The organism is Streptomyces sp. Je 1-4 4N24 (assembly GCF_026239515.1).
In the GTDB taxonomy this organism is placed as follows: Bacteria; Actinomycetota; Actinomycetes; order Streptomycetales; family Streptomycetaceae; genus Streptomyces; species Streptomyces nigrescens.
In genome coordinates this window covers 2,835,784-2,847,489 of sequence record NZ_CP110836.1, presented here as the reverse complement: position 1 = coordinate 2,847,489, position 11,706 = coordinate 2,835,784, and the positions used below count along the sequence as shown (strand labels likewise).

General features: G+C 71.7%; 7 protein-coding genes. All 7 read right to left on the bottom strand.

All coding sequences use genetic code 11. The annotated features are described in order from the left end of the window. Positions 1-583 precede the first annotated feature (583 nt). Positions 584-2,152: a histidine kinase gene (locus SLV14N_RS11985; protein ID WP_263269298.1), complete on the bottom strand. Its 1,569-nt coding sequence runs from the start codon at positions 2,150-2,152 to the stop codon at positions 584-586. After that, positions 2,149-2,814, bottom strand: coding sequence for a response regulator transcription factor (locus tag SLV14N_RS11980; protein ID WP_263269297.1), 666 nt, complete (start codon positions 2,812-2,814; stop codon positions 2,149-2,151). The genes SLV14N_RS11985 and SLV14N_RS11980 overlap by 4 nt, the downstream gene beginning before the upstream one ends. Positions 2,815-2,919: 105 nt before the next feature. Further along, a complete protein-coding gene (locus SLV14N_RS11975; protein WP_263269295.1) occupies positions 2,920-4,551 on the bottom strand; it encodes a M4 family metallopeptidase in 1,632 nt (543 codons plus the stop codon). Positions 4,552-4,839: 288 nt separating this feature from the next. Beyond that, positions 4,840-7,119, bottom strand: a complete 2,280-nt coding sequence (locus SLV14N_RS11970; RefSeq protein ID WP_263269294.1) for a M4 family metallopeptidase — start codon at positions 7,117-7,119, stop codon at positions 4,840-4,842. Between the two features lie 388 nt (positions 7,120-7,507). Next, a complete protein-coding gene (locus SLV14N_RS11965; RefSeq protein ID WP_263269293.1) occupies positions 7,508-7,762 on the bottom strand; it encodes a hypothetical protein in 255 nt (84 codons plus the stop codon). Between the two features lie 24 nt (positions 7,763-7,786). Next, positions 7,787-9,679 carry an ABC transporter ATP-binding protein gene (locus tag SLV14N_RS11960; protein WP_263269291.1) on the bottom strand — a complete coding sequence of 631 codons (1,893 nt, stop codon included), beginning with the start codon at positions 9,677-9,679 and terminating at the stop codon, positions 7,787-7,789. Continuing rightward, positions 9,676-11,571, bottom strand: coding sequence for an ABC transporter ATP-binding protein (locus SLV14N_RS11955; protein WP_263269290.1), 1,896 nt, complete (start codon positions 11,569-11,571; stop codon positions 9,676-9,678). The genes SLV14N_RS11960 and SLV14N_RS11955 overlap by 4 nt, the downstream gene beginning before the upstream one ends. Between the last annotated feature and the right edge of the window lie 135 nt (positions 11,572-11,706).

The following is an 11,706-nucleotide window of genomic DNA, read 5'->3' as shown; positions in this document are numbered from 1 at the left end:
TATCCGTTCCACGGCAGGCGGACCGGGTGCGGGCATGGGCGCTCCTGTCCGCTTTCACTCGGCTGGCGGATGGCACGGCGGGGCGGGTCGGTGCTCCCCCGGCCTCCGGTCGGTGGTTCCCCCGATGAATCCTGTGCAGGTGTGCGGTGCGGGTGACGGGTGCACCCGAGGGCCTTTCCCGCGGGTGGCGGCCGGGATGCCGGGCGGAAGGTGCACCACGGGTCCGTCGTCCCGGTTCCGCCGCGGCCCGGCGGACGCCTTCCCGCCCCCGCGCGGGCGACTGCGGCGCTGCGCTGACACGGTCGGCGTTCGCCTCCTCAACTCGGTGTGATCACAGCGGAGTTGCGGTGTGCGGATGTCCGGTGCCGCGCCGGGGCCCGTCGGCGCCACACCGCAGCCTCTCTCCAGGAGGTAGTCCGTACAAGAGCGCATGAGGCGGTGGAATCGGCCATATCGCCGGACGCGCCGGTAGGGAGAGTCCCGGGCGGACCTCGGATCTGCCAACTCGCCGCTCCACCAGGCAAGTTGCTGCCGCGCGCCTGCGGGTCCGGCCCCGGAGGACCGGTCCGGTGCGGCATGGTCCCTAGCGGTCCCGTCGGTGCACCACGCTCTTCTTGACCAGCCGGTCGTCGCCGGTGAAGCAGAGCTCGTAGGCGGTGTCGGAGCCGGGCCGGACGCTGTAGTACTCGCAGGTCCAGCCGTGCGGGGGCGGCGGGGTGCCGTCCGGCGGGGCGTCCAGTGCGAAGAACGGCAGCAGGGAATCCATCCGGGAGCGGTCGGCGCCGAGGCGGAGAGCGTCGTAGCGCTCCCGCTCCAGCACCGTCCAGGACGGGCTGACCAGATGAAAGGTGCTGCTCAGCACCACCAGGGCCGCCAGCAGCGCCAGCGGGACCGCCACCGTCTGCCGGAGCCGGCGCTGCACCTGCCGCTGGGCATGGGCCAACTCCCGTTCCGCCGCGGTGGGTCCGGGGCGCTCGAAGGGTTCCGGCGGCGCGCCGCCGGCCGTCGGCAGCCATGCGGAGACCGTGAAGCCGCCCTCCGGGGCGGGACCGGCCCGCAGCGCGCCGCCCGCCAGCCGTACCCGCTCGTCCAGGCCCACCAGCCCGCTGCCGCCGGAGACCGGATCCGCCGCCGGCCCGGCCGGCCGTGCGGTGTTGGCCACGGTGACCTGCACCCGCCCGGCGGCCCGTCCGATCCGCACCCGGACGGCCGCGCCGGGGGCGTGTTTGGCGGCATTGGTCAGCGACTCCTGGACGACACGGTGCAGGGCGTGTCCGGTCATGGCCGGAAGTGTTATGGCCCCGGCGTCGTCCGCCTCCTCCAGAGTCACCGTCATCCCGGACGCCCGCGCCCGGTCCACCAGCCGCTCCACGCTCTCGTCGGCCGGTACCCGGGGCGCGCTCTCGTCATCCGTGCGCAGCACGCCGATGATCTCCCGCAGCCGTTCGGTCGCCGTCCCGGCGGCGGCCCGCAGTTCACCGGCCGCCGCCTGACGGTCCGCGTCCAGCCGCGGATCGACCTCCAGCGCCCCGGCCCGCAGGGCGATCAGGGCCAGGTCATGGCCGAGGGAGTCATGCATGTCGCCGGCGATCCGGGCGCGTTCGCGCAGCCGGGTGCGGTCGGCGACGGCCTGCTGTTCGCGCTCCATCCGCTCGGCGAGCTGCCAGCCGGTACGGGCCAGTTCGGCGTACTGCCGGCGGTAGCGCCCCAGCAGCCACGGCAGCATCACATTGAGCAGCAGCGTCAGCAGCAGGGAGAACCACGGCCACACCGTGCGGCCCACCACCGCGGACAACGGCAGCCCGCCGGCCGCCACCGCAGAGAAGAACCACAGCGCGGGGCGGGCCCGGGACATCCGGATACCGGCCAGATAGCCGAACACGGCCAGTGCGGCGCAGTAGGCGACGGTGAACAGATCCAGCGAGATCACCAGGCTCGGCGCGATCGGCAGCGCCAGCGCCGTCAGCGGCCGGCGTCTGCGCAGCAGCACGCAGACGCCGAGCAGCGGGAAGGCGGCCGCGGTGGCCCACGGATGGGTGTGGGCCAGGGAGCCGAAGGCGAGGGCGGGCGGCCCGCACACCAGGAGCCAGAGCACCAGCCCGGGGGCCCGGGCGTGCAACTGCCGGGCGTCCGGGCGCTTCCACGGCGTCATGACGCCGGGACCAGGCCCGCCTCGTAGGCGAGGATCGCCGCCTGGACGCGGTTCTTGAAGCCCAGCCGGGCGAGGATCGCGCTGACATACGCCTTGACGGTGCCCTCGACCAGGAACAGCCGCTGGGCGATCTCCGCGTTGGACAGCCCGGCGCCGACCAGCCCGAGCACCTCGCGCTCCCGTCCGGTCAGCTCCGCGACCCGGGCGCGGGCGGCCGCCCCGCGGCCCAACTGCCCGCCGCCCAGGTGCGAGATGACGCGTCGGGCGACGGACGGCGAGAGGCAGGCGCCGCCCTCGGCGACGGCCCGGACCCCGGCGATCAGCTCCCGCGGATCGCCCGACTTGAGCAGAAAACCGGCCGCGCCCGAGGCGAGGGCGCCGGCGATGTACTCGTCCTCGGAGAACGTCGTCAGCATCACGACGGCGGTGGCGGGCAGCGCCCTGGCCAATTCCGCGGCGGCGCCCAGGCCGTCCAGACGCGGCATGCGGATGTCCAGCAGACAGACGTCGGGCCGGTGCCGGAGTGCCTGGTCGATCGTCTCGCGGCCGTCGGCGGCCTCCGCGACGACCTCGATATCGGGGGCCGCGCCGAGGATCGCGCGCACACCGGCCCGCATCAGCGTCTCGTCGTCGGCCAGCAGCACTGTGGTCTTGCGGTTCATCCGGACCCCCCACGCGCGCGAAGGCGGTGTCCGGAGGGTCTCCGGACACCGCCCGCTCCGGGGTTACGTTACCCCGGGACGATCAGCACGTTCCCGCACGTTGCGTCACTTGACGGCGACACCGGTCCAAGCGGCCTCGACGCCCTTGACCTCGGCGCTGCCGGCCTTGTACAGGTCGGTGGCGGCCTTGACGGTCGCCTCGCGAGCGGCCTTGTAGTCGGTGTTCGAGGTCATGTACTCGGTCAGGGCCTTGAACCAGATCTTCTCGGCCTTGTCCCGGCCGATGCCCTCGACCTTCTTGCCGTCCGCCGTCGGGCTGTCGTACTTGACGCCACCGATCTCCTTCGGGCCGCTGCCCTCGGACAGCAGGTAGAAGAAGTGGTTGGCGACACCCGAGGAGTAGTGCGGGTCGAGACCGCCGGTGCTGGAGTCCCAGTTGTCCTGCGACTGACCGTCCTTGGACGGCTTGTCCATGTAGCGCAGCGGGGTACCGTCACCGTTGATGTCGATCTTCTCGCCGATGAGGTAGTCGCCCGGGTCCTTCTCGCTCTTGGCGTAGAACTCGGCCGAGGTCCCGAAGATGTCCGAGGTGCCCTCGTTGAGGCCGCCGGACTCACCGCTGTAGGTGAGGTTGGCGGTGGCGGAGGTGACACCGTGCGACATCTCGTGCGCCGCGACGTCCAGCGCGGTCAGCGGGGCCTTGTCGCCCTCGCCGTCGCCGTACGTCATGCAGAAGCAGTCGTCGTCCCAGAAGGCGTTGACGTAGCTCTTGCCGTAGTGGACGCGGGAGAAGGCGCCCTTGCCGTCACCCTTGATGCCGTCGCGGCCGTGGACCTTCTTGTAGTAGTCCCAGGTCACGCCCGCACCGTAGTGGGCGTCGACGGCCGCGGTCTGCGGGTCGTCCGGCTTGCCGGTGCCCCACTTGTCGTCCTCGTCCGTGAAGGGCTTGCCGTCACCGGACTCGCCGTTCTCGAGGTTGGTGGTCTTGTGGCCACCGCGCTCCTTGTCGGTCAGCGTGAAGCCGTTGCCCTCCTTGGAGGTGCCCAGCTCGACGCTGCCGCTGTACTCGCTCTCGCCCTTGCCGGTACGGATCTCGTCGTACTGGAAGAGCTTCTTGCCGCTGTTGGCGTCGGTGATGACGTGCATCCGGCTGGGGGTGCCGTCCTTCTTGACGCCCTTGACGACGGTGTCGTAGGCGAGGACAGGGGTGCCGGAGGCGGCCCAGACGACCTTCTTGGGCGTCTGCGCGTCGGCCTTCTTCGCGCTGAGCGACTTCACCGCGGTGCCCTGCGCCGACTTCGCGGCGGCGGTCGGGGCGATCTTCGCCGTGGTGGAGGCCACCTTGACCGACTTCTCGGTCGACTTGGTGGTGTCCTTGATCGCGCCGCCCTTGGCGGTGTGCACGATCATGTCGCCGCCCAGCACCGGCAGGCCGGCGTAGGTGCGGTCGTAGCGGGTGTGCGTGGTGCCGTCGGCGTCCTTGATGACGTCCTTGACGACCAGCTTCTCCTGCGCGCCCAGGCCGAGTTCCTTGGCGGTCTGCGCCTTGGTGGCGCTCGCGTCGCGCAGCAGTTCCGCACGGTGCGAGGCGCTGAGCTTGAGGGGCGAACCGTCCGGCGTGGGGGCCGAAGCGGGGGAGGCGCCGGCGGTACCTGCGGTGATGCCGGCGGCCAGGAGGGCTGCGGCGGCGATTGCGGTACCGGCGACACGGGTCTTACGGGATATGCGGGGGGTCACGCGTGCTCCTTCAACTTTGCCAAGTGGTGGGGGTGCAAAGCGATGCGGGTGTGACGTGCGTTCGGGAAGACTGCCATTCGAACGCGTGCATGTCAGGAGGGTGTTAACGGATTGGCTGAAAATTGTCCGTAGAGAGGTGATCGCCGTTCGCATAACGGAGCTGGGCGCCGCCCCCGGATTTCCGGGAGCGACGCCCAACGCATGTGCCCCTTGTGTCAGTTGTGCGGTGGCGTGATCTGTCGACCCGCCTATGTCACACGAAGGTGACCGCTGAGTGCTGCCGGAGGATCAGAAGGTCAGCTTCCAGCCGTTGATGTAGCCCGAGTCCTGGGCGTAGACGTCCTGGACCCGCAGCTTCCAGGTGCCGTTCGCCTTCTCCGAGGAGGCGTTGACGGTGTACGTGGTCTTCACGTTGGCCGCCGAGTCGAACGCGCTGGAGTTCTTCAGCCGGTAGGCCGTGCCGTCCGGGGCGATCAGGTCCACGACCAGGTCACCGCGGTAGGTGTGCACGATGTCCACCCCGACCTTCAGCGTGCTCGGTGCGCTGCCGCTGCGGCCGACGTTGAGCGGCGAGGTGACCGCGGAACCCGCGTCCGGGATCTGCACATCGTCGGCGTTCTCGAAGACATTGCCGCCGCCGGCCGGGTTGACCGTCCAGGTGAAGGTGGCGTTACCGGTCTTCTTCGCGGCGTCGGTGACGGTGACCGTCACGCTGCCGGTGCCGGCCGTGGTCGGCGTACCGGAGATCAGACCGGTGGTCGCGTTGAGCGACAGCCCGGCGGGCAGCCCGGTCGCCGCGTACGACAGTGCGCCCGCGGTGCCGCTGCTCGCCTTGATCTGCAGGCTCGCCGCCTGGCCCACGGTGCTGGTCTGGCTGCCCGGGTTGGTGACGGAGACCGCGCCGCTGTCCGGGACCCGGGAGCCGACGTTGACCGCCGCCCAGGTGTTGGCGACCGTGTTGTACGAGGCGCTGCCCTCACCGAACAGGTCGGCGGCGGCCTTGAGGGTGGCGGTGCGGGCGGCCGCGTAGTTGGTGTTGGCGCTCATGTACTGGCTGAGTGCCTTGAACCAGACCTTCTCGGCGTTGGCCCGGCCGATGCCCGGGACCGGCAGGTTGTCGAAGGTCGGGCTGTCGTAGTGGACGCCGCCGATGTCCTTCGGGCCGCTGCCCTCGGACAGCAGGTAGAAGAAGTGGTTGGCGACACCGGACGAGTAGTGCACGTCCTTGTTGCCGACATTGCTCGACCAGTAGTCGGCCGACGCACCGTCCTTGGACGGCTTGTCCATGTAGCGCAGCGGGGTGCCGTCGCCATTGATGTCGATCTTCTCGCCGATGAGGTAGTCACCGGGGTCGGAGGTGTTGTTGGCGTAGAACTCCACCGCCGTACCGAAGATGTCGGAGGTCGCCTCGTTGAGGCCGCCGGACTCTCCGCTGTAGGTGAGGTCGGCGGTGGCCGCGGTGACACCGTGCGACATCTCGTGGCCGGCCACGTCGATGGAGGTCAGCGGGGCGGAGTTGCCGCTGCCGTCGCCGTACGTCATGCAGAAGCAGCCGTCGTCCCAGAAGGCGTTGACGTAGCTGTTGCCGTAGTGCACCCGGGAGTAGGCGCCGACGCCGTCACCCTTGATGCCGCTGCGGCCGTGCACGTTCTTGTAGTAGTCCCAGGTCACCTGGGCACCGAAGGCCGCGTCGACACCCGCCGTCTGGGCGTTCTGCGGGGTGCCGTCGCCCCAGGTGTCGTCGGCGTCGGTGAAGAGCGAACCGGTGCCGGACGAGCCGTGCTTGAGGTCGTAGGTCTTGTGGTTGCCGCGGGTGGGGTCGGTCAGCGAGAAGTTCGGCGCCGAGCCCGACGATCCGACGGTGACCTTGCCGCTGTACTGGGTGTTGCCGACGCCGTTCTCGATCCCCTGGTACTGGAAGATCTTGGCGCCGGTCGTGGCGTCGGTGATGACGTGCAGCTGGTTGGGGGTGCCGTCGTCCTGCAGCCCGCCGACCACCGTCTCGTAGGCCAGCACCGGCTTGCCGTCGGCGACCCAGACCACCTTGCGCGGCGCCTTCGCGGCCTCGGTCTTCTTCGAACCGAGCGCCTGCGCCGCCTTGACGGCCTTCGCCTCGGCGGTGGCGGGCTTCACCTTCGCGGTGGTGCCCGCGACCCTGAGCTGGGAGCGTACGGCCTTGGTGACGCCCTTGAGGGTGCCGCCCTTGCTCTCGTGCACCACGAGGTCACCGCCGAGGACGGGCAGCCCGTCGTAGGTGCGCTCGTAGCGGGTGTGCACGGTGCCGTCGACATCCTTCGAGACGTCCTTGACGACCAGCTTTTCCTTCGCGCCGAGCTTCAGCTGCCGCGCGGTCTCGGCGGTGGTGGCGCCGGCTGCCCGTATCAGCTCCGCACGCTGGGACGGGGACAGCTTGGCCGGCAGTGCGCCGGGATCGGGGGTGGCATGCGTGGTGCCCGGCCGCGGGGCGGCCGCCGTGCCGGTACCGGCCTGAACGCCGACGGCCAGCATCGCCGTGACGGCGACCAGTGCGCCGGTCGCAACGGCGCGTCCATGGGGGGTGCGTCTCACACTGACTCCTTCTGCGGTGGCCGCCACATGACGCTGCGGCCGAGGGGGACCGGGCGGCGAAGCGGCCGTCCGGGCAGAGCGAGGCAGAACTCTTGGAGCGTGTGGGGGGAGACGTACGCGAGGTGCTCGGTGTACGGGTGGAACGGGTGGTGCGCGTGGAACCTCCGGCCGCAGGGAGTGGTGCTGTGGGGCTCCGTGCGGCGGTTGCCGGGAAGAGTCCCACCACCAGTGGCTTGTTGTCAGGCTCCGTTCAACTAATTGGCCGGAACCCGTCCGTTGCGCGAAATCGGTGTCCGGAAGCCGGACGGCCCGTGATCGGCCGCAGGAACGGTCTCCGCCCCTTCCCACCGCCGGAAACCGCCCGGACAGCAGCTCACGGCTGTCCGGATCACGACCCGGCACGGCGGGAGGCCGGGGCGGGGCGGGCCGGGGGCCGGGGCGGGCCGGGGCCGGGCGTCGCTCCGTCCCCGGCCCCGTTGACCGTATGACGCCTCCTAGGGACTGTCCGGCTCCTCGGACAGCCCAGCACCGCGAGCAGCGGCACACCCGGCAGCACCGCCCCGGCCGGCAGCGGTGAGACGGACAGCAGCAGGACGGCGACGACCCCGTACGCCAGCACCGCGCCGACCCCGGGCCCGGTCATCGTCAGCGTCTGACTGTCTCCGCCCTACCCCACGCTGTCCCGCCACGTCTGGTGCAGCTGCGCGAACCGGCCCCGGGCGGCGATGAGTTCGTCCGGCGGGCCGTCCTCGACGATCCGGCCGTCGGCCATGACCAGCACCCGGTCGGCGACGTTGACGGTTGAGAGGCGGTGGGCGATCACCAGGGCCGTACGGCCCTCCAGGACAGTGTCCATGGCGCGCTGTACCGCCCGTTCGCCGGGTATGTCCAGGGAGCTGGTGGCCTCGTCGAGGAGGAGCACGGCCGGGTCGGCGAGCAACGCCCGTGCGAAGCCGACCAGTTGGCGCTGGCCGGCGGAGATGCGGCCGCCGCGTTTACGGACATCGGTGTCGTAGCCGTCCGGCAGGGCGGTGATGAAGTCATGGGCGCCGATGGCCTTCGCGGCGCGTTCGATCTGTGCGCGAGTGGCGTCCGGGTGGCCCAGGGCGATGTTGTCGGCGACCGTGCCGGAGAACAGGAACGCCTCCTGGGTGACCATGACGACACCACGGCGCAGGGCGGCCGTGGACAGCTCGCGCAGATCGACCCCGTCGAGCAGCACCTGGCCCTCGGTGGGGTCGTAGAAGCGGGCCAGGAGCTTGGCGAGGGTCGACTTGCCGGCGCCGGTGGCGCCCACCACCGCCACGGTCGTCCCGGCCGCGAGGGTCAGATCGAAGCGGGGCAGCACCTCGCCGCCGGTGCGGTAGGCGAAGCGGACGCCGCGGAAGGTGACCTCGCGGCCCGGCCGCCCGGCCGCGACGGGCGGCAGCGCGGCGGATACGGCCGGCTCCGGGACACCGGGGCGCCGGGCGAGCAGCCCGGCGATCTTCTGGAGGGAAGCGGCCGCGGACTCATAGGAGTTGAGGAACATCCCGAGCCGGTCGATGGGGTCGTACAGCCGGCGCAGATAGAGCACCGCGGCGGCGAGGACACCGAGCGCCAGACCCCCCGTGGCCACCCGGTAGGCGCCCCACAGGACGATCGCGGCGACCGCGGTATTGGCCACCAGCCGGGAGGCGACGACATAGCGCGCCATCTCCAGGAGCGTGTCGCCGTTGATCCGTTCGTGGCGGTGGTTCAGCCGGGCGAAGGCGGCGTCGTTGGGGCGCTCGCGCCGGAACGCCTGCACCGGCCGGATGCCGTTGAGGGTCTCGGTGAACTTCACGATGACGGCCGCCATGGCCGTGGACTTCGCGCTGTAGGCCCGGTGCGAACGGCGCCGGAAGGAGCGTACGAGCAGGGCGAGCGGCCCGGCGGAGACGAGGGCGGCGGCGCCCAGACCCCAGTCCAGCCAGACCAGCGTCACGGTGATGCAACCCGTCGAGAGGACGATCGTGATCAGCTCCTGCAGCCCCTCGTCGAGGAGTTCGCGCAGCGACTCCACGTCCGTGGTGGACCGGGAGATCAGCCGGCCGGACGTATAGCGCTCGTGGAAATCCAGGCTCAGCGCCTGCCCGTGCCGGAAGATCCGGCCGCGCAGGTCGAGCAGCACGTCCTGGCTGACCCGTGCCGAGAGCTCGATGAAGCCGAACTGCAGCCCGCCGGACACCACCGCACACAGCACCCCGGCCACCGCCACGGCGAGCAGCGGCCCGTGGTCGCCGGCCCGTAGCGCCGGCACCGCGCGGTCGAGCGCATAGGCGACCAGCAGCGGACCGGCCTGCACGGCGGCCTGCTGGAGCAGCAGCAACACGGCCACCGCCCCGACGCGGCGCCGGTGCGGAGCCAGCAGGGACGCGAGGAGGGAGCGCGAGGCGCCCTTGGGGGCGGGCAGGGCATCGTGGGCGAACGCGTCGGGGGCGGGGTCCCCGGACTCCGGGGGGTGCGGCGCGGGCCGTGGCCGGGCGCCGGGGCGGTCCTCGGGGCCGTCGGACGGGCGGCCGGTCGTGGTGGTGGTCATCGGGCGCCCTCTCCCTCGCCGGACATCAGCGTGGCGTACTCGGGGTGGTCCCGGAGCAGTTCGTGGTGGGTGCCGACGGCGGTGATCCGGCCGCCGGACAGCAGCGCCACCCGGTCGGCGAGCAGGACCGTGGACGGCCGGTGGGCGACGACCAGAGCCGTGGTGGTCGACAGGACCCGGCGCAGCGCCGCCTCCACCAGTGCTTCGGTGTGCACATCAAGGGCGGACAGCGGGTCGTCGAGGATCAGGAAGCGCGGCCGGCCGACCACGGCACGGGCCAGGGCGAGCCGTTGCCGCTGCCCGCCGGACAGGCTCAGGCCCTGCTCGCCGACCTGGGTGGCACCGCCCTCGGGGAGGGCATCGACGAAGCCGTCGGCCTGCGCCACCTCCAACGCCCGCCGGAAATCGCCCTCCTGGGCACCCTCCCCGCCCATCAGGACGTTCTCCGCGGCGGTCGCCGAGAAGAGCGTCGGCTCCTCGAAGGCCACCGCGACCAGCGCACGCACCTCCTCCCGGCCGAGAGTCGCCAGATCGCGCCCGTCGAGGCTGATCCGGCCCGCGGTGGGGTCGTACAGCCGCGGCACCAGCGCGGTGAGGGTGGTCTTCCCGCTGCCCGTCGCCCCGACCAGGGCCATCGTCTCGCCGGGCCGGATGTGCAGGGTGATGTCCCGGAGCAGCGGCGGGGAGTCCGGCGGCGCGTCGGGGTAGCGGAACTGCACACCGGAGAAGACCAGGCCGGGGGGAGCCGGTGCGGCCCGGGCGGGGGCGTCCACGGCTGCTGTGTCCTGCGCCGGTGTGTTCACGGCTGTGGCGTCCTGTGGCGGTGTGTTCACGGCCGCCGTGGCATCGGCCGCTGCCTCCCGGGCCGGTGCGTCCACGGCCGGTTCGTCCAGGACCTCGAAGTACCGGTCGGTGGCCGTCGCCGCCTCGTTGCTCATGGCCAGCAGGAAGCCGATCGACTCCACCGGCCAGCGCAGCGCCAGGGCGGTGGACAGGAAGGCGACGAGGGTGCCCGCGGACAGCGCGCCGTCGGCCACCTGGAACGTGCCGAGCACCAGCGCGGCGCCGATGGCGAGCTCCGGCAGGGTGGTGTTGCACCCCCAGATCCACGCCAGCAGCCGCGCCTTGCGGAGCTCGGACGTGCGCAGCGCGCGGGTCAGCTTCCGGAAGGCGTCGGCCTGGCTGCGATGGCGCCCGAAGCCCTTGATGACGCGGATGCCGAGCACCGACTCCTCGACCACCGTCGTCAGATCGCCGAGCTGGTCCTGGGTCCGTCGCGCCGCGCGTCCGTACTTCGCCTCGAAGACCGAGCACAGCACCATCAGCGGCAGCACCGGCGCCAGCAGCACCAGCCCCAGCGACCACCGCTGGGCCAGCAGGAGCACCCCGCCCACCAGGATGGTGACGCCGTTGACCAGCAGAAAGGTGAGCGGGAAGGCGAGGAACATCCGCAGCAGCTGCAGATCCGTCGTGCCGCGTGACAGCAACTGGCCCGAGGACCAGCGGTCGTGGAAGGCGACCGGAAGACGCTGCACATGGCGGTACAGGGCCTCGCGCATCGCCGCCTCGACCCCGGCCAGCGGACGCGCCACCAGCCACCGCCGCAGCCCGAACAGCAGCGCCTCCGCAAGCCCGAGCAGCAGGAGGTACGCGCCGCCGAGCCACGCCCCGCCCGGATCGCGCTCCGCCACGGGCCCGTCCACCAGCCACTTGAGCACCAGCGGAATGACCAGGCTGACGCACGAGGCGAGCACCGCCACGAACGCGGCCGTGAACAGCCGCGCCCGCACCGGCCGGGCGAACGGCCACAGGCGCAACAGCGAGCGCACGGCGGAGCGTTGGGGTAAGTCGGTTCGGTCGGTACGGGTCGTCGTCTGCGCGGTGTCGGCCATCACTCGCGAGCGTAAGGCGCGGCACTGACAACGCTCATGTGGATTTCGGCCGACGGCCCCGCGCCGCACCGCCCCGCCCCGCGCCACCCCGCCCCGCCCCGCGCCGTCGAGCCGTACGCCCCACGTCGAGCCGTA

What these genes read in the sequence shown, in the direction of transcription:
- SLV14N_RS11985 (WP_263269298.1), bottom strand. Translation starts at nt 2,152, where the DNA reads ATGACGCCGTGGAAGCGCCCGGACGCCCGGCAGTTGCACGCCCGGGCC.
- SLV14N_RS11980 (WP_263269297.1), bottom strand. Translation starts at nt 2,814, where the DNA reads ATGAACCGCAAGACCACAGTGCTGCTGGCCGACGACGAGACGCTGATG.
- SLV14N_RS11965 (WP_263269293.1), bottom strand. Translation starts at nt 7,762, where the DNA reads ATGACCGGGCCCGGGGTCGGCGCGGTGCTGGCGTACGGGGTCGTCGCC.
- SLV14N_RS11960 (WP_263269291.1), bottom strand. Translation starts at nt 9,679, where the DNA reads ATGACCACCACCACGACCGGCCGCCCGTCCGACGGCCCCGAGGACCGC.
- SLV14N_RS11955 (WP_263269290.1), bottom strand. Translation starts at nt 11,571, where the DNA reads ATGGCCGACACCGCGCAGACGACGACCCGTACCGACCGAACCGACTTA.